We start from the raw sequence: 25,054 nt of genomic DNA on the forward strand, positions 1-25,054 counted from the left end.
TTTAAAACCAAGCTATTTATTCTTAAATTTTAAAAGATCTATATGCAATAAAAAAGCAGCTCGGAAGCTGCTCTTGTTTGATTGAATTTTTGGGTTATTCTTTATCAATATCAAAAGGTTGTACATCCATTTCTTTATACGAAATGAGTTTGCTACGATGTTTCCATTTGTAGCCTAACCAAATGACCAAGAATAAAGGAATACTGATATAAGTAGAGATGACACTCATCCAATTACCATCGAGAACGGCTTGATAATTTTGACCAAGCACAACGATCGTACATAAGATAAACGCAAACCAAGGTGCAAATGGGAAGAATTTGGCACGGTAAGCTAAATCTTCAAGCTTGTAACCTTGAGCTAAATAACCTTTACGGAAGCGGTAATGTGAAATCGCAATACCTAGCCAAACAATAAAGCCACACATACCAGACATGTTGAGTAACCATGTAAAGACTTGGTTCTCACCAATAAATGTGGTTAAAAAGCAAAGCGCAGCAACAGCAGTGGTTGCGTACAAAGCATTCATTGGAACGCCACGTAGGTCTAATTTACCAAAGCATTTTGGTGCACGGCCTTCACGCGCCATACCAAATAGCATACGTGTAGATGAGTACATGCCTGAGTTACCGGCTGAAAGAATTGCAGTTAAAATCACAGCATTCATCAAACCCGCAGCGAATGCTAAACCTGCTTTTTCATACAACAATGTAAATGGTGAAAGGGTAATATTACCATCACCTTCAGCTGCTAAAGCAAGATTTGGATCTGTATAAGCAATCAATGTTCCAATGATGAAAATACACAAGATATAGAATAAAAGAATACGCCAAAAGATTTGTTTAATTGCAATTGGAATGGTCTTTTTGGGATCTTTAGATTCGCCCGCAGCAACCCCAACCATTTCAGTACCTTGGAATGAGAACCCTGCAATCATGGCTACACCAACCAATGCTTGGAAACCACCCACAAAAGGTGCTTCACCAAGCGTCCAGTTTGTCGTTACAGATTGAGTTGGATCAAGCATGATTTTTCCAATCATGAATAAACCAATCACAATAAAGAAGATGATTGCTACAACTTTGACCAATGAGAATAAAAACTCACTTTCGCCAAAGCCTTTGACTGTTAAAGCATTGATAAAGAAAATAATGGCAAGAAAAAGAGCACTCCACCAAAAACCTGGAATATCGGGAAACCAAAATTTCATGATGAATTGGACGGCAACCAGTTCAAATGCAACTGTAATTGCCCAGTTATACCAATAGTTCCAACCGAGTGCGAAACCAAAGCCTTCTTCAACATACTTATTACCATATGTGAAGAATGCACCTGATGTCGGATTGTGTGTTGCTAACTCACCTAAACTGGTCATCAAGAAATAAATCATGAGTCCAATCAATGCATAAGCAAGCAGTGCACCACCTGGGCCAGCAGTTGCAATAGTTTGACCTGAGGCAAGGAATAATCCTGTACCAATAGAACCGCCGATGGCGATCATATTTAAATGTCGAGCCCCAAGTTTTCGCTTGAGTTCTGGATGACCTGTTTCGCTCATCGTTCTTCCTTAAGATTTTTTTGAGTGTTGGCGAACAGCACTTTAAAGCCTTGTTGATCGGCCTTAGTCGTACACTGACTAAAGCTTTGTTCAATAAGTAATGGATAATTGAGGAAGCGGTTTGCCACAATCCATAATTCACCACCAGATTTTAAATGGCGTCGTGCAGTCTTACACAAAGTTTCACTGGCATTATAATCGGTCTGAATGCCTTGGTGAAATGGAGGATTGCTGACAATCGCATGTAAAAATAAAGGCGCATCTTCGATGCCTGTAACTGCTTTAACTTCAAGTTGTTCTAATGGTAAATTATTTTTTTCAAAAGTCATTTGAGTCGACGCTAATGCAAAAGCATCGACATCTAACGCAAAAATACGATTTTTAGGATTTAATTTTGATAAATAAGCACTAATCACACCAGCACCACAACCAAAATCTGCAATTTTTCCAGAAGTTACTTGTTTTAAATACGGCAATAAAACAGCTGTACCTATATCCAAATGATTTTGGCTAAACACACCTGGGAGAGAACAAATCGTGAGCTCACCAGCAGGAGTTGTCACATTATAATGTTGAGCCCATTGTGCTAATGGTTTTGCTACAACCGTGGTATTGGTCGTGAGTTGCCACATTTGGCAATGACGAGCGCTGTCTAATTTCGTGGTTTGCCCATAAGGCTGTAACTGTTTTGCAGCACGCTCAACACCGCCTTTCTTTTCTCCAACGAGGAAAATAGAAGCACCAACAGGCAAGCGACTGACCAAATTATGCAAAATATAGTTGAGCAATTCTTTTGATTTTGGAACAAAAATCACCGCTTGATCAAAGCTAGATTCAGGAAGGTCCGTACCAAAATGTACATCTGCTTTTAGATTTTGGAAATACTGTAATTCGTTGTAGTTCCATGTCCAAACGCTTGCTTCGATGTCATGAGCTAAATTTGAAAGTAAATCATCCGTTGGCGCATTGACCAATAAAACTCGTCCAGAAAGATAGTCATGCTGTCGAATGACAACTTCACTTCTTGGCTCCATATTCACCATCCATCATAAAAAGTTAGAACAATAATGCCCAGTCTAAGCTGGGCATTATAAAGAATAGATTTACTATTTTTTAGTTTCAGGTAAAACTAAATTTAAAATTAAAGCGGCAATACCGCCTGTTGCGACACCAGAGCTAAAAATATTACGTGTTAATTCTGGTAAATGTTCCAAAATTTGAGGGACTTGTGCAACACCCAGACCTAGACCTAAAGAAATTGCAATAATCAAAAGGGCACGGCGATCTAACTGAATTCCCGATAAAATGTTAATTCCCGAAGCAGCAACAGCACCAAACATGACCATCACCGCGCCGCCAAGCACGGCTTGAGGAACAGCTTGAATGACACCTGCAACAGCAGGGAATAAACCGAGAATGACCAATAATACGGCAATCCAAATTCCCACATAACGGCTAGCAATACCCGTGAGTTGAATAACACCATTATTTTGTGCAAATACTGAACTAGGGAAAGTATTAAAAATACCTGCTAAGAAAGAATTAGCACCGTTGACCAAAACACCACCTTTGATACGTTCCATCCAAACTGGACCATCAACAGGTTGATTGGAAATCTTTGATGTTGCAGTTACATCACCAATCGCCTCTAAAGAGGTTACTAGGTAAATAAATGCCATTGGGATAAATAAGCTCCAAGAGAAGCTAATTCCAAAATGCATCGGTGTAGGAATTTGAATGAATGGTGCATCTTTTAAACCTGAAAAGTTTAAATAGCCCATAAAGCCTGCAAGAATATAACCGACGACTAAGGCAATTAATATCGCTGAGCTTTTTACCCAAACAATTTTTACACGATTCAGTAAAATAATAATGGCAAGTACAGTGCATGACATGATGAGATTGTCTGCACTAGCAAAGGTTTTATCAGACATGGCCTGATAACCACCGCCCATGCTGATGAGACCTTCTTTAATTAAAGTCAAACCAATCAACAGAACAACAATACCTGTAACTAATGGTGTGATCAGCTTTTTAACCCAAGGTAAAATACGTGATACACCCATTTCAATAAATGAGCCAGCAATTACCACACCAAAAATAGAAGCCATAACAGCTTCAACTGGTGTGCCTGCTGCAACCATAGCTGAACCGATACCGATCATTGGTCCAATAAAGTTAAAACTTGTCCCTTGAACAATCAGTAAACCAGCGCCAAACGGCCCAATTTTTTTACATTGTAAATAAGTTGCAACGCCAGAAATTACCAATGACATGGAAAGAATCATGTTGGTGTCTTGAGGAGAAACGCCTAAAGCTAAACAGATCAGTAAACCTGGTGTTACAATTGGCACAATAATCGCTAACAAATGTTGTAAAGCTGCGAAAAAAGCGATAAGTGGTTTTGGACGATCATTTAGACCATAAACAAGGTCAATTTGACCCTGAGTTTGTTTGGGAGGTGTATTAAAATCAGACATGACTACAGTGGGAGAAGCAGCAAGATGGCGCTATTCTAATCGGTTTACATGCCATTACAAAACAAAAAACAGACCCTTGTGAAAAAAACTTGTAACTGTCAATAAACTGTCACTACTAAAAGTTAAGATTTTTCTGTATAATTTGCCCTCAAATTTAAAGCGTATCGAATTTACATGTCTGATATTAAAACTCTCCGTAACATTGCCATCATTGCGCACGTCGATCATGGTAAAACCACTCTGGTAGACAAACTTCTGCAACAATCTGGTGCTCTCGGCGATCGCGCGGGTGAGGTCGAGCGTGTCATGGATTCGAATGCGTTAGAATCAGAACGTGGTATTACCATTCTTGCAAAAAACACTGCAATTAAATGGTTAGACAAACGTACTGACACTGAATACCGCATCAACATTGTTGACACCCCAGGACATGCTGACTTTGGTGGTGAAGTTGAACGTGTTATGTCTATGGTTGACTGCGTACTTCTTCTTGTAGACTCACAAGATGGTCCAATGCCGCAAACTCGCTTTGTAACATCGAAAGCATTTGCTCGTGGTTTGAAGCCAATCGTTGTATTAAACAAAGTTGACCGTCCAGGTGCACGTCCTGATTGGGTAATGGATCAAGTTTTTGATTTATTTGATAATCTTGGCGCTTCTGATGAACAGTTAGACTTCCCAGTTGTTTATGCTTCTGGCTTAAACGGTATTGCTGGTCGTGAAGTTGATAATCTTGCAGCAGATATGACACCGTTGTTTGAAACGATTGTTGACATCGTTGAACCACCAGCAGTTGATGTTGATGGTCCGTTCCAAATGCAAATTTCATCTCTTGACTATAATAGTTTCGTAGGTGTAATTGGTATTGGTCGTATTCAACGTGGTTCTGTGAAAACAAATACACAAGTTACTGTGATTGATAAAGATGGCAAAACACGTAATGGCCGTATTTTAAAAATCATGGGTTATCATGGTCTTGACCGTGTAGATGTTGATAATGCAGGCGCTGGCGATATCGTATGTATCACAGGTTTGGATTCTCTTAACATTTCTGACACGATTTGTGATCCGAAAAATGTTGAAGCTTTACCGCCATTGTCTGTAGATGAACCTACAGTTTCGATGACTTTCCAAGTAAACAATTCTCCATTTGCTGGTCGTGAAGGTAAATTTGTAACATCACGTAACATTCGTGAGCGTTTAGATCGTGAGTTGATCCATAACGTTGCTTTACGTGTTGAGGATACTGACAGTCCAGATCGTTTCAAAGTTTCTGGCCGTGGTGAGCTTCATTTATCTGTTCTTATTGAGAATATGCGTCGTGAAGGTTTCGAGATGGGTGTATCTCGTCCTGAAGTGATCATGAAAGAAGTAGATGGTGAAATTCAAGAGCCGTTTGAAAATGTAACTTTTGACGTTGAAGAACAACATCAAGGTTCAATTATGGAGCAAATGGGCTTCCGTAAAGGCGAAATGACCAATATGGAGCTTGATGGCAAAGGCCGTATCCGTATTGAAGCAACTGTTCCTTCACGTGGCTTAATTGGCTTCCGTTCTGAATTCTTAACCATTACTTCTGGTACTGGTATTATGACTTCAAGCTTCTCACATTATGGTACTGCGAAAGCAGGTACTGTTGCGAAGCGTCAAAACGGTGTACTTGTATCAATGGTTAATGGTACATGTTTAGCGTTTGCTTTATTCACTCTACAAGATCGTGGTCGTCTATTTGCTGAACCACAGTTAGAAGTGTATGAAGGTATGATTGTTGGTATGAACTCACGTTCAGACGACATGACGGTTAACCCGACTAAAGCAAAACAGTTAACGAACATGCGTGCATCGGGTACAGATGAAGCATTAACCTTAACTCCTGCTATTCGTTTCACACTTGAACAAGCTTTAGAATTTATTGAAGATGATGAATTGGTTGAAGTTACACCTAAATCAGTTCGTATTCGTAAAAAATTCTTAACTGAAAATGAACGTAAACGTAACCGTGGTAAGTAATTTTTAAATTACCAAGGTATGTTAAAAACCGCAATCTTGATCAAGATTGCGGTTTTTTTATATAAATTGTAAAGAAATATAAGAAATCTACAAAAACCGAGTAAATTAGGTGGAAATATATATTAAATTTTAATGTATACTTCGTCACATAAAAATTACGCAAAAATAGAGCGTGGAGATACAAATGAGCATTATTTCAGAATTTAAAGAGTTTGCTGTCAAAGGCAATATGATGGACTTGGCTATTGGTGTAATCATCGGTGGGGCTTTTAATAAAATTATTGATTCTTTAGTAAAAGACATCATCATGCCGTTAATCTCTGTGATTACTGGTGGTGGTGTAGATTTTACTCAAAAGTTTGTTGTGCTTGGGAACAATCCAAATAACCTAACTTCACTGGATGAACTTACAAAAGCAGGGGTTAACGTTTTAACCTATGGTAATTTCATAACGATCGTATTGAACTTCCTCATTTTAATGTGGGTTGTATTCTTGTTGGTTAAATTCTTAAATAAAATCCGTAAACCTGCGGAAGAAGCACCAGCAGCAACGCCAGAAGATATTGAATTATTACGTGAAATTCGCGATGAATTGAAACGTAAAGCTTAACGATTGGTAATTCCTAATCAATAAACGGTACTTTTAAGTGCCGTTTTTTTTATGAATCGTTTATGATTATTCTTAAAAGAGCATAGGAACATCATCATGACAAAAAGTTTAATCATTGCAATGATGTTTATAGGACTCATAGGTTGTTCCGAACCACAAAAGAATCCAGATGATATTCAAAATAAAACCAAGAATTTAAGCTTTGATGAGATGCCCAATGAAAAGACTGTTTTTGAAGTGATCGAAGCAAAGTCGATTGATGAAAATGATGCTTTATTGGTAGCGCTACAAACTCAGTTGCTTAAAGATCAATTTGAATTTGTTGAAAAAGAAAGTGGAACATCTTGGTCTGAAAATGATTGTACCAATAATAAAGTGATCCAAGTCAAAGGAGATGGGATACGTTCATATCGGGCCGAGAGTCAGGTCAAAGTGGGTCAAAAAAATAACATCCGTCCTGATTTCAGTTTATTGGTTTTTGCTTTTGAAGATGCGCAACTTGCAGAGAAAAACTTTATCAGTTTAAAAACAGCAGTTGAATCAGATAACGGTTTTTGTAATGGAAAATCACCAGAAGTTATCGTACGTAATGGTAATGAGGTGTTTTATTTCACCTCTCGTGCAGAAATGTTTAGATCTTATCTTGATCAGTATTCTCAATACGTTGAAGACTATAAAGCCGAAAAGCAACCTTAAAATAAACAGTATCTTCAACATATTTGAACATATAAATATTTGCTTTGCTGGCTTAAAAATCCATACGAAACTTAATTTCAAGTAAGTGAAAACCAAACTGACTTTTTACTGGACCATGAAGTACACGTTCTGCGGCAGTAAAAACCAGTTTATCAATCACAGGTACCAATTGCCCCTTTTTAACTTCGCCGAGTTCTCCACCACGTTTGGCGGAATTGCATGTGGAATACTGTTTCGCAATTTTTGTAAAATCAGCGCCATCTAAAATTTTCTTTTTTAGTTGTTCTGCCAAATCTTTATCTTTGACTAAAATATGACGAACAATTGCAGTTTTCATTTAGATTTACCTCGCTGAGTTTTTGGGGTGTTCACTTTTTTCAAAGGTTGGCATTGTGGGCAAAATACACTTGCACGCTGTCCTAATTTCAAGTTTTCCAATGTGGTTTCGCAATTCACGCACATTTCACCCGCACGACCATAGGCCAATAAGGTTTGTTGAAAATAACCATTTTCACCCATTGCATTGCTATAGTCTTTTAAGGTTGAGCCACCTAAATCAATGGCTTGCTTTAAAATACGTTTAATTTCCACAACCAGTTTTTCAATTTGCTCTGCGGACAAAGTTGAGGCAGGCTGCGCTGGATGAATCCCTAAATTAAATAAACTTTCTGTAGCGTAAATATTGCCCACACCAACCACGATATGGTTATCCATGATTGCAACTTTTATGCCGACATTTTTATTTTTTAATTTATTGGTTAAATATTCTTTATTAAATGAGTTGCTTAAAGGTTCAGGGCCCAATGTATCTATCAATTTGGTTTGGCTTTCTTCATTGAGCCAAATGATACAGCCAAAACGACGTGGATCATGATAGCGCAATTGCTGATCTTCAAATTGAATAATCAAATGATCATGTTTTCGCAATTCGTCTTGAGTCTCACAAATTCTGAAACTACCAGACATACCAAGGTGCCACAACATGCTATGTGTTTCAAACTCAGCCAAAATATATTTTGAGCGACGGCTAAGCTTTAAGAGTTTTTGTCCCTGTAAATTTTGAATATCTTCAGGAATAGGCCATCTTAAGCGCGATTCTCGAACTTGAACGTGTATAACTTTTTGATTCAGTAAAGGGAATAAACTGGTTTTTGTGGTTTCAACTTCTGGAAGTTCAGGCATGTCATTATCAGAATACAAAACATTGGAGGCTATTGTATTGGAGAATGAGAGGTGTATAAAGCCGAGAAGGTTGATGGTTCGTTATTTCGGTTAAGAACAGAAGTTGTGTGTCTTTTGAATAAGATAAAAAGCACAGTGGTGGGTAAAGGTGGTTATTTCTAAAGAACTAATGCAAAAGAAAGCTTAATTTGATGGCACAAATTTGAGACAGTTGAAAGAAGCGATGCAGGGTATAATGTTCAGCTAAACAATTCATATTACCCTACTAAATGATTCATGCTTTGATCTTTAGTTTAGCGTATCTTTTAACTTGATAGACAAGTTAAGTCGATATTGCTTTGGTCATTTAGGAGGGACGTTATTTTTCTAAATATTCCAAAGGAAGCCGTAAATGCAAAGAGTGACTCATTTAAAAATTAGGACGACTCTACTTTGTTTAACGGCATGCGTTGCGCAAAACTTATATGCTGAATCAGAATCTGAGAATCCTATTCAACTGCTTCCAACGATCAAGGTTGAAGCGACTCGCTCAGATACTCATATTATTGACACACCTGCGTCAGTGTATCGTATAGATCAAGCTCAAAATCAAAATAATATAGGGATCAATCTCACAGAAACGCTGAAAGGGATTCCTGGTTTACAACTCAATAATCGTGAAAATTATGCGCAAGACTTACAACTGTCTATGCGTGGTTTTGGCGCACGTTCAACATTTGGGGTGCGTGGGATTCGTTTATATGTCGATGGTATTCCTGCAACCATGCCTGATGGGCAAGGTCAGACTTCTAATATTGATTTAAGCAGTTTAGATCATATAGAAGTGCTTGGTGGGCCATTTTCCTCACTTTATGGAAACTCTTCTGGTGGAACGATTTTAACCACAACCAAAGAAGGGCAAGGTCGTGATTCTATCGAACTTGGTTATTCAGGCGGTAGTCATCATAAAAATCGGGCAAATATTATTTTGCAAGGTGGTGCAGACAAAGTCAATGAACCGAGTTATGTGGTGAGTTCATCGTATTTTGATACCGATGGCTATCGTGAGCATAGCGATGCCCAAAAAGTTTTAAGTAATGCAAAACTCACTTGGAATTTAGCTGATGGTTCTAAAATCAATTGGTTAATGAATTATGTTGATATTTCTGCCAATGACCCGCAAGGTTTGACACGTGCCCAATGGAAAGCTGATCCTCAACAACAAGTGCCATTTTTAAAGCAGTTTAATGTCCGTAAAGATATCAATCAGACACAAACTGGGTGGAATTGGACAAAACCGTTAAACGATCAAAATGAAATTTATAGCATGATGTATTTAGGTCATCGTGAAGTCACACAATATCAGTCTATTCCAATGTCAACGCAAAATAATCCACGTCAGGCGGGAGGCGTGATTGATTTTGAACGTGATTATTATGGTGCGGATCTACGTTGGACGGGTAAAGACTTATTACCCAATACGCGTTTGAGTGTTGGCTTGGCTTATGATGCGATGAATGAAAATCGTCAGGGTTATGAAAACTTTATTTTAGAAAATAATAAACCTAATTATGGCGTTAAAGGTGAGTTACGCCGTGATGAAAATAATACCTTATGGAATTTAGATCCTTATTTGCAAGCTTCTTGGCAATTTTTACCGACTGTGCGATTGGATACAGGTCTGCGTTATAGCAATGTGCATTATCAATCTGAAGACCACTATATAAAAGGTACAAAGGGTGATGATAGTGGCAGTACCGATTATCAAAAAGTTTTGCCATCTGCTGCTTTTACTTGGGAAATCACGCCTGAGCTAAGTACTTATATTAGTTATGCCAAAGGTTTTGAAACACCGACTTTTACAGAAATGGCCTATCCAGCGGAAGGCACTGCTGGAATCAACTTTGCTTTAAAAGCATCGACCAGTGATAACTATGAGTTAGGATTAAAAACGCAGAACCGTTTAGGTGATTTCACAGCTGCTGTTTTCCAAAGCAATACACGAGATGACATTGTTTCTGCGGGATCTGTTGATGGTCGTGCTACTTTTAAAAATGCAGATAAAACTTTACGTCAGGGTGTGGAGCTTTCTTGGAATAAAAATCTATGGCAGGATTTAACTGCGCAAGCCAGTTATAGTTTCTTAGATGCAACTTTTGACGCAGATATTGCTAATTCAGACCCTCAGAAAGTGATTAAAAGTGGAAATTACATTCCTGGAATTGCAAAAAATCAAGCTTATATTGCTTTAGGATGGCAGCCTGAAACGGGCTTTAATGCAGGTATCGATGTTCGTTATATGGGCAAAATCTATGTCGATGATTTGAATAGCGATGCCGCACCAAGTTATACCTTAAGCAGTGCCAATGTCGGTTATATTTGGAAAAATAATGACTGGAAAGTCCGTAGCTTTGCTCGTATCGATAATTTATTTGATAAAAATTATGTGGGTTCAGTGATTGTAAATGACGGAAATAGCCGTTTCTTTGAACCCGCAGATGGTCTAAATTGGAGTGCGGGACTGAGTGTCACCAAGCAATTTTAATCGTCACTTTGAATTAAATCATCTTTAATCAAATCATCCTATTTAAGCATTAGAGGGAAGGTGTTCATGTCTATGTCGGTTCAATCGTCGGTAAAGTCAAAGTTATTTGAGCAAATTCAGTTCGGTTCACTTTCCCTTGTGAATAAAATCGTCATTGCACCAATGTGCCAATACTCTGCAACAGATCAAGGTGAAGTTACCTACTGGCATGAACAGCAGTGGGCGAATTATGCTTTATCAGGTGCAGGTTTATGTATTGTGGAAGCAACAGCCGTACAGGCCAATGGTCGGATTAGTTATGCTGATCTTGGGCTTTGGAATGATACGCAACGTGATCAAATCAAAGCACTTTTGCATAAAGTGAAAAGTATTTCTCCAATGCCTTTTGCAATACAACTTGCACATGCAGGACGCAAAGCATCTACGGAAAAACCGTGGTTGGTTAAACATGGTAAAGGTCAGATTGCACCTGAGCTTGAACATGGATGGCAAACGGTTTCAGCCAGTCATATTGCATTTAATCAGGCTGATGTTTTACCGCATGCGTTAAGTATTGCTGAAATTAAGCAAATACAGCAAGACTTTGCTGCGGCAGCGGTTCGTGCTGTAGAGGCGGGTTTTTCTTTAATTGAAGTGCATGCAGCGCATGGTTATTTGCTACATCAGTTTATGTCTCCACTGTCGAATCACCGTCAGGATGAGTATGGTGGCAGTTTTGAAAATCGTATTCGCTTTACTTTAGACGTGGTACAAGCAATACAACAGGTCGTACCACACGATTTTCCAGTAGGGATTCGTGTTTCAGCAACGGATTGGATGGAAGCAGAAAATGCTTGGGATATAGCATCGAGCGTTGAATTATCTAAAGCTTTAGAGCAACTTGGCGTTGCCTATATTCATGTATCTTCAGGCGGATTACATGAAAAACAAAACATTAAAATTGCTGCAAACTACCAAGTTCCATTTGCAAATGTAATTAAAAAACAAGTGAATATTCCAGTAATAACAGTAGGTATGATTACAGAGGCTGAACAAGCCGAACAGATTTTGCAAAATGAAGAAGCTGATGCAATTGGTTTGGCTCGAGCAATACTTTATGATCCACGTTGGCCGTGGCATGCTGCTGCAAAACTGGGTGAAAAAGTTCAAATAGCACCACAATACTTGCGTTGTCAGCCACATGGTGTTAAAGATTTATTTTCAGCGTTTTAATATTTTGCTATTCAACAATAATGATTTATTAAAAACATTTAAGTATTTGAAAGATATATTTTAGGGTGTATCTTTCTTTACATCTTCAGGAAAGGGCGCAATTGGATGATTTTTTCGGTAATTTTTCCTGTATTTTTCCTGTTATTTTTAGGTTTTTTCTCAGTTCGTATTCAGCTCTTAAGCAAAGAACAAATGACTGCACTCAGTGCATTTGTGATTAAGGTTGCTTTGCCTGCACTGCTATTACATGCGCTCGCATCTAAAAACTTACAAGAAATTTGGTATCCCTCATATTTTTTCGTTTATGCAGGCGTTACAGCACTTTTATTTACACTGTCTTTTATCATTGGAGTAAAAGTATTTTCGAACACTTTTACTCATGCTTCTATCTTTTCACATGGTGCATCCATGTCGAATACCGGTTTGTTGGGTGCAGCAATATTGACCTTGCTTATGGGCAATGAAGCAATGATCTATATTTCTTTGGTGGTGATTATTGAGAGTGTTTTTCTCGTTCCTGCTGTATTGGTTTTAGCGGAAATAGGACGGCAGAATCAGCCAAATTTCACTGAAATCTTAAAAAGCACTTTATTGACCTTATTTAAAAATCCATTATTTTTATCGGTTGTGATCGGGATGAGCTGTGCCATTTTTCAGGTTCAGATTCCACATAGCTTAGATCAGGTCTTTGAAATGTTGGGACAAACAGCCGCACCATTGGCGCTGTTTATTATTGGTGGTGGAATGGTTGGACTGACAATTCAATCTGTAAATAAGCAGACATTGTATTTAGTCTTTTCTAAAAATATATGCATGCCGATATTGGTGTATTTTGGATTGAATTATTTAACTGATTTAGATCAAAAAATGATTTATGCGGGAACTTTAATTGCTGCATTACCGATGCCGTCTATATTTGGTATCTTTGGGCAAATTTATGGTTTAAACGAGAAAGCATTAACACCATTAATGATCAGTACAGTTTTTAGTTTTATTGTGGTGAGTGTATTGATTGGGTTGTGGTGGTAAAAATACTCTCCGTAGAGAGTATTTTTCGTAGTGTGCAGTTTGAAAGAAAATACTTACTTTTTAGGTGTCGCTGCTGCTGGCGCAGGGGTCTTCGCTTTTTCAGCAATAAGTTTATTCACAACTTCTAAAGATTCTTTCGCTCTAGGGACGTTTTGCTTCGCTAACTCGCCAAAAATCTTCTGAGCTTCAGGTAAGTTTTGGTTAATCAAATTGCCATTGGTCATCATGTTTGCAACAGCCATGAGCGCAGGGATATAACCTTTTTGTGCCAACTCTTGGATCGCTTTTAAACCTTGATTGACTGTGACTGCATTTTTAGTTTTTAGACCATCGGTAATGTCATACAGTGCTTTGGCATGAATGGCTGGTGGAAAGCCTTTCTTTAGTAATGGGTCAAGTTTTTGTACTGCTAATTTGTCAGAAGCGGGTTTTCCTTCTGAAAATAACAGAACTGCCAATTCCACAGTCGCATCATCAAAACCTTGTGAAGATGCTTTTTCTAAGTATTCGCGAACTTTTTTAGGGTCTTTCGCTAAGCCTAATTGTCCAGTTGCATAACTTTGAGCCAATACATAACTCGCCACTGGATAACCTTTGGCAGATGAGTCTTGATAATATTTTAATGCTTTTTTATCGTCTTTTGCTGTGCCTTGGCCTGTTTGAGTCAAGTATCCGATATTGTATAGTGCTTGCGCATTTCCAGTTTTAGCAAGTTTGTCCAACTCTTGATAAGCAGCAGTGTAGTTTTTAGCTTGGATTAATTCCTGAGCTTTCGCAAATGCTGGATCTATATTACTTTTTGGAGCATCTGCGGCAAATACAGTTGCACAGGTCGATAAGCTGAGTAGTGTTGCTAAGAGAATTTTTTTCATTGTGAGAGGATACCTTTTTTAGTCTCAACATCATCCCATTGTGGTGTTTAGGACACTGTTGAATATGTGTTTTATCATAAATTGAAAATTGTAAATGTAAACATATCAATTGTATAAGTTGATGTATTTCTGTCTAAATTGTTTATAAAATAGAAATAATTAATCAAATATTAAGTTAGAAAAGGCAGATCCAAATTTTAAATCTGCCAATCAGAACTAAAAACTTTTTATTTCACCGCTTTTAATAATAACTCAATTTCACCTGATTCAAGCGATCCTGAAATACGGCGACCATCTTTTAAGAAAAATGTTGGTGTACCATCAATTTCGAGTTTTTTAGCAAGTTGAATATTTTTTTCAATCGGCGTTTTACATGCTTTAACTTTGGCAGGTTGTTTTTTATCAATCATATAGTCTTGCCAAGTTTGGTATTGGTCTTTAGCGCACCAGATTTGATCGGCAACAGTTGCGGCATTTGGGTGTAATCGAGTAATTGGATATAAAAATAAATAAATAGTGACGTTATCTATATTTTTAAATTCTTTTTCAAGATGTTGGCAATATGGACAATCAGGGTCACTAAATAAGTAAATGACACGTTCACCATTGCCTTTCACATGTTTAATGGCTTGTTTTAAAGGCAAAGCTTTAACATCAATGCTATTTAAAACTTGTTCACGTGCTTCCGTTAAATTTTGTTGTTGTTTTAAATCAATCAAATTACCGACAAAGAAATATTGCGCATCTTCATTGGTATAGACAATACGTCCTCCCATATAGACTTCATACATATCTTTAACAGGGGTGTTATGCACTGATTTTACTGAAATTTCAGGATATTTAGTTTTTAAATTTTGTTCAAGTGTTTTGATATCAGCATGAGCTGAGCTTAATGTTATTAGGCTTAATGTGAGTGTTGATAGCCAAGCTTTCATGGTTGAACTCAATAAAATAATCTAGCTTATTTTGCTTCAAAGCTTAATCGAAAATATATTGAGATCATGTAATTATCATCCATATGAAATAGTTTAATACTTGATGAGCACATGTTAATCCAAATAAGGCTGTACAGTTTCTTTTAATATTTCAATTAATTCTTCATCCATATATTGGTAATCATCTGGAATATCCAAAACAATGACCTGCTTGTGTAGTAACTGGTTTGGAAATTTCTCTTTGATATTTTGTTTATGTTTTTGTTCCATCACAAAAATGAAGTCTGCCCAAGCGATATCTTTGCTAGAAACGGTATGTTTAGCATGTTTACTGGTTCCAGCAGAACGGGTAGAGACACCATAACCTACCGCAAAACAATCGCTCCCTTGTGCAGCAGTGCTGCTCAGGACTTCTCCATTGATTACGACTACAAATAAAAAGAATGTTCAATCAGTGATTTTCCTATTTATATTTAGAGAATTTTAGTGCTAATCAATAAAATAATCTAAGCACGAAGTTTATTCAAAAAAAGATGAAAAGAGATTTGCTTTTCGCTCAGCTTTTGGTTAAATCTGCCCTTAAATGAAATTGTGAGAAGACCGATGTTTATTAAAGGCATTAAACGTAATTATGACAAAATTAGTCAAGATGACAGTATTGCCGATGAAGATAAAATTGATGCGTTATTGATGAAACTTGGTGCTGAATTTTTAGTCAGTAAAGATGACCGTGTTTATATTTTTGAAAAAGACGGGCAGACTGCAAAATTTGATGCAAAACATGCACGTGCATTTCATTTTAAAGACTATGTTTGTAAAGACATGAATAAATTATTTCATGGGTTTTGATCTTTAATATTCATTGAAAATGAGAGAGCAGTTAACGAACTGGAAAACGGTTTAATTAATTAGATGAGCCTTTTGTCTAAGTATTGATTATTGTAAGGGATTTCTAAGGTAATCCCTTTTTTTATTGTAAGTATTTAATTTTGTTTAAACTCTGTTTTTGATATTCTATTTGTATTCACAGCATAAGTGTAAATGTCATCACCCACTGTAAAGACGCTTGGAGTGGTTGGGCTCAAAATGAATATAAAATAAAAGTTTGTATCTAGGGAGCCTACCTGCTTTGCGAGCAAAAGCATTTGACTATGTACTGGTCATTCAAGTTATATAATATAAAAATAAGCTGTTTTTCATAAGATGAATCGAGACCGATCTAAAATGATGAAAGTATTCTCAATCTTATTCATATACTTAATTTGCCCAATGGTTGTTTTAGCCCAACAGCCAAACCTTGTTCCTCATCAAATCAACTTAAAAAATGGGAAGCGTTTTTCTTTAAATCTTCCAGCAAATTACGAAATCATTCCAGCGGCTGAAGGTTTAAAACGAGTTCGTTTTTTTAGCAAAGCGCCCGATGGGAGAATGTTTGTAACGGATATGCACGATTTGTCCGACAATGAAAAAGGCGTCGTTTATATTTTGGATGAATGGAATGCTGAAACTGGGAAATTCGGCAAAATCATTCCTTATATGACGGGGTTGAAGAATCCAAATTCAGTTCAATTTTATACCGATTCTTCTGGACAAGACTGGTTGTATTTGGCTGAAACTCATCAGCTCACCCGACGAAAATTTACCCAAGGTGAAATTAAACCCACGGCAAAAGCTGAAGTTTTAGCGACTTTTCCTGATTATGGTTTAAGTTATAAATATGGTGGTTGGCATTTAACACGAACTATTGCAGTGGGTGGAAACGGGAAAATTTATGTTTCCGTTGGCTCAAGTTGCAACGCTTGTGTTGAGAAAGAAAAAGTTCGAGCAACAGTTTTAGAAATGAACCCCGACGGTTCAGAACAAAAAGTTTATGCCACAGGTTTACGCAATGCAGTCGGTTTGAAATGGGTGGGTAAATTTTTATTTGCCACCAATCAAGGCGCAGACCATTTGGGTAAAAATAAGCCTGATGAAACTTTTTATGCACTCAAACGTGATGCAGATTATGGCTGGCCATCTTGTTATTCGTCGAATGGAAAAATTTATGCAGACCCAAAATTTAAACGTCCAACAGGATGTAAAAATGTACCAACTCCTTATGCCTATTTCCCATCGCATTCATCTGCACTTGGCTTTGACTATTTTGATGATCCGAATATGGATGAGACTATTAAAAATTCTTTTTTAGTTGCTTTGCATGGTTCTAGGGATGCCACAATTGGTCATGGCTATAAAATTGTGATTATGCGTAAAGGGCAAAAACTTGAAACCTTTATGGATGGTTTTTTAGTGAGGAATAAGGTGAATGGTCGCCCTGCGGATATTTACCGTATAGATGCAAATTCCTTTTATTTTTCAGATGATAAGGGTGGTGTGGTTTATTATGTGAGGCGGAGAGAATAGAAAAGCCAAAGTTTTTAAAACTTTGGCTTGAAGTGATGATTGTTTTATCTATTACATTTTTCTATATGTTGAAAAATACGTTCACAAAGTTCTTTTGCTGTTGGTGTTAGTTGCCAGTTTTCATATCTCATTAATACTTTTGAAATTTCACAAAAGCTAACTTTGTCATCAATAGTTCCAGATTTATCAGAAAGTAAACGAGGTAAGGCAATTTGCTCATTTTGGGCATTTAATTTAGGTGTATTATCTATACGGATAACGTCATCGATAATTTTTCCAATACCAAAATCGCTGATGTAATTTATAGAGTCAGTTAACTGATTAATATCAAATTCTGAAGTATCAGTTCTTGCATTAAACCCTTTTGTACTTAAATTCGAATTCGTATCTGCATGTAGTGTAATTTGTTGATGTGTTCTACTTATGCCTTGAAACTTAATTAAACTTGTTTTGTAAATGATAGATGGATCAAGTGTATTTTCTATTTCTTTACAAGGTAAGATATAGACATTTTCTTCTTTAAGTTCAGTTTTCCACTCATTTAATCTATCAGCTTTTGGTTCATTATCTCCATCTGCTAAAAGTAGAATATTTTGGGTAATTGCCTTAGCTGTTAATCCTTGATTATTTTCTAAAAAATCAAGTGCTTCTTCTTTTGTTGCGAAGTCATCCATAAAACTCCAATGTGTGATATTTCCACCTGCATATTCAACAAAGGCATAATGAAAGTTAGGCATAAATCCTAGATATTTTTTATGCTTTTTTAAGTCCTCATCAATTTCTTCTTGTGTTTTATTATTTGTTTGTAAAAGCTCTAGTAAGTATTTTTTCATATATTGGGCTATATACATTCTGTCTGTAACACCTTCTACCCAAATGGTGCAATTGGCTAAATAAACAGAAGAAGGCTTTACACCCAAGGAAGCGAGTAGGTCACGATCTCTATCACAACGATGAATTCTAAAATCGAAGCCATCTTTAGGATCTTTCACAAACTTTTGAATAATCACTTGATCCGATTCATCTGCCATATCTAGTAGATGGTTGGAGTGTGTGGTAAAGAAATAATAGTGTTTAGTTTCATTTAGATAGAAATTCATGAGTTGACGAACCATACCAGCATGCATATGCAGTTCAGGTTCTTCGATAAAGAATGCATGAATTTTATCTTTTTTGATAAAAGCTTCATAAGTTAGAATAATGACTTGTTGTAATCCATCACCGAGTTCAGAAATAGAGAATTGTTTATCACTTCCGATTTTAATATTTACAACATCTTGGTCATGTTTTGGGATAAGTGTAATAGGTTCATTGTCAAAAAAATATTGGCTTAATTTTTCTTCATATTGTTTGATAATTTCACGTTGTTCCGGTTCTCCAAGCAAGTGAATTTTCAGTTCGTGATAAAGACACTCACCTGTAATAATATTTGATGAATTATATTTTTCTTTATCACTGAAATAGTCTTTTTGAGCACGTTCAATGTAAGGTTGCTTATTTTCTGTTTCTGTAACGGGGCGCATACCTCGTAGAATAGGAATATAAGATTTCGAAACAAATTTTAGATCTGAGATAAAAGATTTTTTTGCTTGATAATACTCACTTTTAATATCAGTATTTTGTTCGTAGTCTTGACTAAGTTGACTATGATGGGAGTAACTTAAAATATTAGACAGAATTTCTATTTCATTGGATTTAAAAAAAGGAGAGTCTATTATTGATTTATTTTGATTGTTTTTAATCCATTCTATTTTACTTAAGTTTGATCTTGAATCTATTGGTTGAAGGCTGTGGCTTATTGAAGAATATGTATCTTTTGTTTTCTTAATAAATTGGGCTTTATTTAATAATTCAAAGAAACTGGTAAATACTCTATTTTTCAAATTAAATATATAAAAATTTTCTGGATTATATTTTGTAATAAAAAGATTTCTCAAAAAACGACTTTTCCCCGCATTATTTTTACCAATAAAAAAGTTCAGTCGTTTTATTTCTATAATTTGATCATAATCTTTTTCATTATCAGAGCTATAGCCTTCTAAGTTTTCCGCCCAATAGTATAATTTTTCAGTCATTAAAAAGCCCCCAAAACTAAGAATAAGTTTTAGAGGCTAATTTATCACAACATTCTAAAAAATATAAAGTTATTGCGGTCTAGCCACATCACCATTTAAGCTTTCAGGCAAGTCTAAAATATCTAAACTTAATTCTGCCAAAGCAGCAGGTTTTGCAACCACTAAAGCTTTGTAAGTGTCATCTAATTCAATGCTGTTGACGATCTGTGTACTACTGTTCAACAAGGTCGCAGGCGCAGGGGCATGTCCACCACCTAAAACCAAATGTAACCAACTTTTAGGTTTTGCCTTAAACCACAAGCGTGCGATGATTTCCTGACCTAAATAACAGCCTTTGTCGTAATGCACGCCTTCACGTTGATGTAAACGTAATTCCTGAGGTTGAAACAGGTGCTCAGTTGCGGCTGAAATCCATGCCTGACCTGCATCAATAGCTTTTAACTGCCATGCATTCACATCCGTTTCAGTCGTTGAAAAGTCAGTGGTTGCACCATTCAAAATAGGAAAAACTTGAGCTGTTTGTTCAAGCTTCATTTTTGAAAAGGCACCAAATTTTTTGATGTGTTTGGCAAACTCTTCCGCTTGGTCTTGTGTGGTCACGATTTCGAAATGTTCAGGATTCAGTTTTTTTAACCAAAGCCCAAAATGAATACGACCTTTTAAATCACAAATCGCTGTGTATTGGGAAACATTTTCAGCCAAAGCTTCAACATTTACAGTCACTTGCCCTTGAAGAAATTTGAGTGCATCTACACCAATTAATGTGAAAGAAGAGAAAGCTAAATCGCTCATGAAATGCTCGCTTGTCTTAAATCTAATACTAAAGAATGACCCTTATTCTCCGCTATTTTTCAAAAAAGAGAAGGTTTAGTGAAAATATTTTCATGTAATTGTTACTAAATGTTTCCAAAACCCCTGTTTTTATATGTAAATACATGAAATATAAACGATTTGGGAAATGGGTTTTCGACAGTGTACTATTCAACCCAATAGACACGCAGTACAAAATGATGCAAGAGGCACACCCCCATGAATAACAACTATCGCAAACCACTGCAAAATACCCAGCTCGAATACTTCGATGTGCGTCAAGCCGTAGAAGACATCCAGCCAGGCGCTTATACGAAACTTCCATATACCTCAAAAGTATTGGCTGAACAGTTAGTCCGCCGTTGTGACCCGGCCATTCTCGAACAATCTTTAAAAGAATTGATCTATCGTAAGCAAGACCATGATTTTCCTTGGTATCCTGCACGTGTTGTCTGCCATGACATTCTTGGACAAACAGCACTTGTAGACCTTGCAGGTTTACGTGATGCGATTGCAGACCAAGGTGGTGACCCATCTAAAGTCAATCCTGTTGTACCGACTCAGTTGATCGTAGACCATTCACTTGCTGTGGAATACGGTGGTTTTGACCCAGATGCATTTGAGAAAAACCGTGCTATTGAAGACCGTCGTAACGAAGACCGTTTTCACTTCATCGAATGGACAAAAACAGCCTTTGAAAATGTTGATGTGATTCCTGCGGGTAACGGCATCATGCATCAAATCAACTTGGAGAAAATGTCTCCAGTGGTGCAAAACCGTGATGGCTTAGCATTCCCAGATACTTGTGTCGGTACAGATTCTCATACACCTCATACCGATGCATTGGGTGTGATTTCTATCGGTGTAGGCGGTTTAGAAGCTGAAAATGTGATGCTCGGTCGTGCATCTTGGATGCGTCTTCCAGACATTATCGGTGTGGAGTTTGTTGGACAACGTCAAGCGGGGATTACTGCAACGGATATCGTTTTAGCTTTGACTGAATTCTTGCGTAAAGAACGTGTCGTTGGTGCATATTTAGAGTTCTTTGGTGAAGGTGCAGACAGCATGTCTGTGGGTGATCGTGCCACGATTTCCAATATGACACCTGAATATGGTGCAACTGCGGCAATGTTCTATATTGACCAAAACACGATTGATTATTTAACCCTGACAGGTCGTGAAGCTGAGCAAGTTGCACTGGTTGAAAACTATGCCAAAGAAATTGGTCTTTGGGCATCGGATATGAAACAAGCGGAATACCCACGTGTATTGCGTTTCGATCTTTCAACAGTTACGCGTAATATTGCAGGCCCATCAAACCCACATGCACGTGTATCAACTGCCGATTTAAAAGAAAAAGGCATTGCAGGTGTGGTTGAAAATCGTAGCGATGGCTTAATGCCAGATGGTGCTGTGATTATCGCTGCAATTACGTCATGTACCAATACATCAAACCCACGTAATACCGTTGCCGCAGGTCTATTGGCACGTAAAGCCAATGAATTGGGTTTAACCCGTAAGCCTTGGGTGAAATCATCTTTTGCACCAGGTTCGAAAGCAGCTGCGCTTTATCTCGAAGAAGCAGGTGTATTGGATGATTTAGAAAAATTAGGTTTTGGCATCGTGGCTTATGCATGTACCACGTGTAACGGTATGTCAGGTGCTTTAGATCCTAAACTACAACAAGAAATTATTGACCGTGACTTGTATGCAACTGCAGTACTTTCAGGTAACCGTAACTTCGATGGTCGTATTCATCCTTATGCAAAACAAGCGTTCTTGGCTTCTCCTCCGCTGGTTGTTGCGTATGCGATTGCAGGAACCATTCGTTTTGACATTGAAAAAGATGCATTAGGAAACGACAAAGAGGGTAATCCAATTTACCTGAAAGACATTTGGCCATCGGATGAAGAAATTGATGCTTTGGTCAAAGAAGCGGTAAAACCTGAACAGTTCCGTAAAGTGTATATTCCAATGTTTGATTTGGGTGTAACAGAAAAAGCGGCAAGTCCATTATATGATTGGCGTCCGCAAAGTACTTATATCCGCCGTCCACCGTATTGGGAAGGGGCTTTGGCTGCACCACGTACATTGTCAAACATGCGTCCTCTTGCAATCTTGCCTGACAACATCACCACGGATCATTTATCACCATCGAATGCAATTATGATGGATTCGGCAGCAGGTGAATACCTACATAAAATGGGTGTACCTGAGGAAGACTTTAACTCCTATGCAACCCATCGAGGTGACCATTTGACTGCACAACGTGCGACATTTGCCAATCCGAAATTGTTTAATGAAATGGTGGTTCGTTCTGATGGCACGATTAAACAAGGTTCGAAAGCACGTGTTGAGCCTGAAGGCGAAGTGATGCGTATGTGGGAAGCGATTGAAACCTATATGAATCGTAAGCAACCGCTGATTATCATTGCAGGTAAGGACTATGGTCAGGGTTCTAGCCGTGACTGGGCTGCTAAAGGTGTTCGTCTTGCAGGTGTTGAAGCGATTGTGGCAGAAGGTTTTGAGCGTATTCACCGTACTAACTTGGTGGGTATGGGCGTGTTACCGCTTGAGTTTAAAGCAGGGACTGACCGTAAAACTTTGAAACTGGATGGTACGGAGCTGTATAGCGTGATTGGTAATATTGCGCCTCGTTCGACTTTAACTTTAGTGATTGAGCGTTCTACCGATGATGGTAAAGAGCAGATCATTAAAGTGCCTGTAACCTGTCGTTTGGATACCGAGGAAGAAGTGTCTGTGTATGAAGCGGGTGGTGTATTGCAACGCTTTGCACAGGATTTCTTGGAAGGGAATGTAGCTTGATGTAATTCTTTAAATCCTCCCCTTACGGAATATATTCCTCACCTTTTTCAAAGAGGGGCAAGGGGAGATTAAAATTATTGAAATTGTAGTAAAAAGACCCTACATTTATGTGTGGGTTTTTAATTTAGGAAATTTTGTGCCAGTTTTAAAAAAATTAGAAGAATATAAAGACTTTATTAAAAATAATCATGGAAATGATAATTGGGTGATTGTTTATAAATCATTACCTATTAGTGAGAATGATAATGATGCAGGAATGTATTGCGCCTTAGTTTCAAAAGATGAAACGAATAATGCAATGCAAAGTTATGGTTGGGATGTATCAATAGGTAAGGGGGGCTCTGGCTTTAGTTGTACTTACGAAAATGGTGAGGAATTAGTCAAATATCTTTTGAATATTGATGCGCCGTTTTTGAGACTCATTTTAGTCATGGATTTTAATGGTGTAGTTGATAATTCGATAGAAGTTTTAGAAGAATTTAGACTGTTATATAATTTATATTATGATGCAAAAAATAATCGCTATTTAGATTTTGATGAATCGGGAGAACCCATAGAAGTTATAAAATTGGAAACAAAAGAAATAAAAATACGGAGAAGGTATTTAAAATCTTTTATAGCTGTCAAACAAATGGATTTATTATTGTACTTTGAGTCTACATGGCATACTACAGAGTCTATTTCGTTGGAATATGATGTTAAAGAAGAAAACTTAACGTATACAGTCTATTCTGGGGATAGTTATGTAGAAGGCTATTCAAGGTTCATAAGAATTTGTGGGAAAAAATTAATAACATGTGAAAATATAGATAGTTGTAATATTTGGCCATTTGAGAAAGAAAAACAGTATCAGTCATATATCATTGGCGGTGATGAAGATAAATTAATTGCATTTACTTCTAACCCAGACGAGTTAGCAAATTATTTCGGTAAAAATTCTCAATCCCCACATTATTTAACACCTGTCTTTTTTAAAAATGAAGTAATGAATAAGTATTATGGGAATTCAGACTATACAATCGAAGATGGGTATTTAATTAGAAATGGATTATGGCGCTTAAGGTTTGATAATAATTCAAATGAGCATGTCTCTGTTTTCTTAGGTGATTTAGGGCGTGATTTACCTGAAAAAGAACAATTGTATTGGAAAAGTTTTAATTTAATTCCAGATGGTAGACAAATCAGCAAGGCAAATTATGAAAGGAGTTTTTTAGGGAATTTTTTTGATTCAGAAAAAGCTGAACATATTTTTAAAGCAGAGTTTAAAAATTTTCAAGAATACTGGTTCAATAAAAATAGTTGGTATTTTTTCTTACCATTAGCTGAGAAAGATCAACATTTTTTTAATTCCATTAGAACGTTACTTTCAAATGAACAAGCAGAATTTGATGCTCAAATTTTAGCTTTAGCAAAAACCACAATAGATTCTGTAAATGTAAAAGCAATTAGCACATTTTTAAATAGTGAAGAAAGTAAATCAATTACTTTAATTTTAATGTTAGTTGAAAATTCAGAAAGATATAGAGAATTTACAGACTTGCTTAGAGGGCTTCAATCTATCAGATCAACTGGTGTTGCTCATCGTAAAGGTTCGGAATATGCTAAGCAGATGAATAAATATGAAATTAATGAAGAAAACTATAGAGATAGTTTTGATAAGTTTTTAATAGGATTAGTTGAGTTATTTAGAGAATTGCAGGCTATCTAAAAAGTTTATATAAAACGAACAACCCATGCCAAAAAAATCTCCCGAACAAAAAGTCGAAGAAGAACGCCGATATGTTTTAGCATGTGGAGCTTCAAATACAGAAGAACTTGAACCATTTTAACTG

General features: G+C 37.0%; 19 protein-coding genes and 1 pseudogene. 10 read left to right on the top strand and 10 right to left on the bottom strand.

The annotated features are described in order from the left end of the window. Nucleotides 1-94: 94 nt before the first annotated feature. The 3 genes from CDA10_RS11580 to CDA10_RS11590 form a co-directional block, all read right to left on the bottom strand. The gene (locus CDA10_RS11580) at nucleotides 95-1,558 is read right to left on the bottom strand and encodes an amino acid permease (protein ID WP_089605755.1); all 1,464 of its coding nucleotides are present in this window, start codon (nucleotides 1,556-1,558) and stop codon (nucleotides 95-97) included. Further along, nucleotides 1,555-2,592, bottom strand: a complete 1,038-nt coding sequence (locus tag CDA10_RS11585; RefSeq protein ID WP_089605756.1) for a class I SAM-dependent methyltransferase — start codon at nucleotides 2,590-2,592, stop codon at nucleotides 1,555-1,557. The genes CDA10_RS11580 and CDA10_RS11585 overlap by 4 nt, the downstream gene beginning before the upstream one ends. Nucleotides 2,593-2,664: 72 nt before the next feature. Continuing rightward, complete coding sequence (locus CDA10_RS11590; protein WP_089605757.1) at nucleotides 2,665-4,038, bottom strand: uracil-xanthine permease family protein; 1,374 nt, start codon at nucleotides 4,036-4,038, stop codon at nucleotides 2,665-2,667. A 174-nt stretch (nucleotides 4,039-4,212) separates the two neighbouring features. On the opposite strand from CDA10_RS11590, the gene typA reads away from it, so the two are divergent. From typA to CDA10_RS11605, 3 genes are all read left to right on the top strand, one after another. Beyond that, the gene (typA, locus tag CDA10_RS11595; protein ID WP_089605758.1) at nucleotides 4,213-6,048 is read left to right on the top strand and encodes a translational GTPase TypA; all 1,836 of its coding nucleotides are present in this window, start codon (nucleotides 4,213-4,215) and stop codon (nucleotides 6,046-6,048) included. A gap of 184 nt (nucleotides 6,049-6,232) precedes the next feature. Continuing rightward, nucleotides 6,233-6,658 carry a large conductance mechanosensitive channel protein MscL gene (gene mscL / locus CDA10_RS11600; RefSeq protein WP_089605759.1) on the top strand — a complete coding sequence of 142 codons (426 nt, stop codon included), beginning with the start codon at nucleotides 6,233-6,235 and terminating at the stop codon, nucleotides 6,656-6,658. Nucleotides 6,659-6,754: 96 nt separating this feature from the next. Beyond that, nucleotides 6,755-7,354 (top strand): hypothetical protein, encoded by a 600-nt coding sequence (locus CDA10_RS11605; protein WP_089605760.1) that lies wholly within the window; start codon nucleotides 6,755-6,757, stop codon nucleotides 7,352-7,354. A gap of 52 nt (nucleotides 7,355-7,406) precedes the next feature. Here CDA10_RS11605 and CDA10_RS11610 read toward each other — a convergent pair whose 3' ends face one another. Beyond that, nucleotides 7,407-7,691 (bottom strand): peptidylprolyl isomerase, encoded by a 285-nt coding sequence (locus tag CDA10_RS11610; protein ID WP_089605761.1) that lies wholly within the window; start codon nucleotides 7,689-7,691, stop codon nucleotides 7,407-7,409. Further along, the gene (gene mutM, locus CDA10_RS11615) at nucleotides 7,688-8,536 is read right to left on the bottom strand and encodes a bifunctional DNA-formamidopyrimidine glycosylase/DNA-(apurinic or apyrimidinic site) lyase (RefSeq protein ID WP_089605762.1); all 849 of its coding nucleotides are present in this window, start codon (nucleotides 8,534-8,536) and stop codon (nucleotides 7,688-7,690) included. The genes CDA10_RS11610 and mutM overlap by 4 nt, the downstream gene beginning before the upstream one ends. 391 nt (nucleotides 8,537-8,927) lie before the next feature. On the opposite strand from mutM, the gene CDA10_RS11620 reads away from it, so the two are divergent. From CDA10_RS11620 to CDA10_RS11630, 3 genes are all read left to right on the top strand, one after another. Next, a complete protein-coding gene (locus tag CDA10_RS11620) occupies nucleotides 8,928-11,060 on the top strand; it encodes a TonB-dependent receptor (protein ID WP_089605763.1) in 2,133 nt (710 codons plus the stop codon). Between the two features lie 72 nt (nucleotides 11,061-11,132). Continuing rightward, complete coding sequence (locus CDA10_RS11625) at nucleotides 11,133-12,272, top strand: NADH:flavin oxidoreductase/NADH oxidase (RefSeq protein WP_089605821.1); 1,140 nt, start codon at nucleotides 11,133-11,135, stop codon at nucleotides 12,270-12,272. Between the two features lie 105 nt (nucleotides 12,273-12,377). Next, nucleotides 12,378-13,301: an AEC family transporter gene (locus CDA10_RS11630; RefSeq protein ID WP_089605764.1), complete on the top strand. Its 924-nt coding sequence runs from the start codon at nucleotides 12,378-12,380 to the stop codon at nucleotides 13,299-13,301. 53 nt (nucleotides 13,302-13,354) lie between these two features. Here CDA10_RS11630 and CDA10_RS11635 read toward each other — a convergent pair whose 3' ends face one another. From CDA10_RS11635 to CDA10_RS11645, 3 genes and pseudogenes are all read right to left on the bottom strand, one after another. Continuing rightward, the gene (locus CDA10_RS11635) at nucleotides 13,355-14,173 is read right to left on the bottom strand and encodes a tetratricopeptide repeat protein (RefSeq protein ID WP_089605765.1); all 819 of its coding nucleotides are present in this window, start codon (nucleotides 14,171-14,173) and stop codon (nucleotides 13,355-13,357) included. A gap of 227 nt (nucleotides 14,174-14,400) precedes the next feature. Further along, nucleotides 14,401-15,108, bottom strand: a complete 708-nt coding sequence (locus CDA10_RS11640) for a DsbC family protein (protein WP_089605766.1) — start codon at nucleotides 15,106-15,108, stop codon at nucleotides 14,401-14,403. 114 nt (nucleotides 15,109-15,222) lie between these two features. Continuing rightward, nucleotides 15,223-15,559: pseudogene (locus tag CDA10_RS11645) on the bottom strand (low molecular weight protein tyrosine phosphatase family protein). 152 nt (nucleotides 15,560-15,711) lie between these two features. Between CDA10_RS11645 and CDA10_RS11650 the strand changes: the two are divergent. Together CDA10_RS11650 and CDA10_RS11655 are read left to right on the top strand one after the other, a co-directional pair. Further along, nucleotides 15,712-15,957, top strand: a complete 246-nt coding sequence (locus tag CDA10_RS11650; RefSeq protein ID WP_089605767.1) for a hypothetical protein — start codon at nucleotides 15,712-15,714, stop codon at nucleotides 15,955-15,957. 375 nt (nucleotides 15,958-16,332) lie between these two features. Further along, nucleotides 16,333-17,511, top strand: coding sequence for a PQQ-dependent sugar dehydrogenase (locus tag CDA10_RS11655; RefSeq protein WP_089605768.1), 1,179 nt, complete (start codon nucleotides 16,333-16,335; stop codon nucleotides 17,509-17,511). 44 nt (nucleotides 17,512-17,555) lie between these two features. Here the strand turns inward: CDA10_RS11655 and CDA10_RS11660 are convergent, their stop codons facing one another. Together CDA10_RS11660 and ygfZ are read right to left on the bottom strand one after the other, a co-directional pair. Continuing rightward, nucleotides 17,556-19,586 carry an AAA family ATPase gene (locus CDA10_RS11660; protein ID WP_089605769.1) on the bottom strand — a complete coding sequence of 677 codons (2,031 nt, stop codon included), beginning with the start codon at nucleotides 19,584-19,586 and terminating at the stop codon, nucleotides 17,556-17,558. A 69-nt stretch (nucleotides 19,587-19,655) separates the two neighbouring features. Then, nucleotides 19,656-20,378 carry a CAF17-like 4Fe-4S cluster assembly/insertion protein YgfZ gene (gene ygfZ / locus CDA10_RS11665; protein WP_089605770.1) on the bottom strand — a complete coding sequence of 241 codons (723 nt, stop codon included), beginning with the start codon at nucleotides 20,376-20,378 and terminating at the stop codon, nucleotides 19,656-19,658. Nucleotides 20,379-20,615: 237 nt separating this feature from the next. Here ygfZ and acnD point away from each other — a divergent pair, with 237 nt between their 5' ends. Together acnD and CDA10_RS11675 are read left to right on the top strand one after the other, a co-directional pair. Beyond that, entirely contained in the window at nucleotides 20,616-23,222 is a 2,607-nt protein-coding gene (gene acnD / locus CDA10_RS11670) for a Fe/S-dependent 2-methylisocitrate dehydratase AcnD (RefSeq protein WP_089605771.1), read from the top strand. A 136-nt stretch (nucleotides 23,223-23,358) separates the two neighbouring features. Next, complete coding sequence (locus CDA10_RS11675; protein ID WP_089605772.1) at nucleotides 23,359-24,930, top strand: hypothetical protein; 1,572 nt, start codon at nucleotides 23,359-23,361, stop codon at nucleotides 24,928-24,930. Nucleotides 24,931-25,054: the final 124 nt, after the last annotated feature.

The organism is Acinetobacter piscicola, assembly GCF_002233755.1.
In the GTDB taxonomy this organism is placed as follows: domain Bacteria; phylum Pseudomonadota; class Gammaproteobacteria; order Pseudomonadales; family Moraxellaceae; genus Acinetobacter; species Acinetobacter piscicola.

Coding starts and splice junctions, on each gene's coding strand:
- mutM (WP_089605762.1), bottom strand. CDS start 8,536: ATGCCTGAACTTCCAGAAGTTGAAACCACAAAAACCAGTTTATTCCCT.
- CDA10_RS11660 (WP_089605769.1), bottom strand. CDS start 19,586: ATGACTGAAAAATTATACTATTGGGCGGAAAACTTAGAAGGCTATAGC.
- CDA10_RS11605 (WP_089605760.1), top strand. CDS start 6,755: ATGACAAAAAGTTTAATCATTGCAATGATGTTTATAGGACTCATAGGT.
- CDA10_RS11635 (WP_089605765.1), bottom strand. CDS start 14,173: ATGAAAAAAATTCTCTTAGCAACACTACTCAGCTTATCGACCTGTGCA.
- CDA10_RS11590 (WP_089605757.1), bottom strand. CDS start 4,038: ATGTCTGATTTTAATACACCTCCCAAACAAACTCAGGGTCAAATTGAC.
- CDA10_RS11610 (WP_089605761.1), bottom strand. CDS start 7,691: ATGAAAACTGCAATTGTTCGTCATATTTTAGTCAAAGATAAAGATTTG.
- CDA10_RS11620 (WP_089605763.1), top strand. CDS start 8,928: ATGCAAAGAGTGACTCATTTAAAAATTAGGACGACTCTACTTTGTTTA.
- acnD (WP_089605771.1), top strand. CDS start 20,616: ATGAATAACAACTATCGCAAACCACTGCAAAATACCCAGCTCGAATAC.
- CDA10_RS11580 (WP_089605755.1), bottom strand. CDS start 1,558: ATGAGCGAAACAGGTCATCCAGAACTCAAGCGAAAACTTGGGGCTCGA.
- CDA10_RS11630 (WP_089605764.1), top strand. CDS start 12,378: ATGATTTTTTCGGTAATTTTTCCTGTATTTTTCCTGTTATTTTTAGGT.
- CDA10_RS11640 (WP_089605766.1), bottom strand. CDS start 15,108: ATGAAAGCTTGGCTATCAACACTCACATTAAGCCTAATAACATTAAGC.
- CDA10_RS11650 (WP_089605767.1), top strand. CDS start 15,712: ATGTTTATTAAAGGCATTAAACGTAATTATGACAAAATTAGTCAAGAT.
- ygfZ (WP_089605770.1), bottom strand. CDS start 20,378: ATGAGCGATTTAGCTTTCTCTTCTTTCACATTAATTGGTGTAGATGCA.
- CDA10_RS11655 (WP_089605768.1), top strand. CDS start 16,333: ATGATGAAAGTATTCTCAATCTTATTCATATACTTAATTTGCCCAATG.
- CDA10_RS11625 (WP_089605821.1), top strand. CDS start 11,133: ATGTCGGTTCAATCGTCGGTAAAGTCAAAGTTATTTGAGCAAATTCAG.
- typA (WP_089605758.1), top strand. CDS start 4,213: ATGTCTGATATTAAAACTCTCCGTAACATTGCCATCATTGCGCACGTC.
- CDA10_RS11585 (WP_089605756.1), bottom strand. CDS start 2,592: ATGGAGCCAAGAAGTGAAGTTGTCATTCGACAGCATGACTATCTTTCT.
- mscL (WP_089605759.1), top strand. CDS start 6,233: ATGAGCATTATTTCAGAATTTAAAGAGTTTGCTGTCAAAGGCAATATG.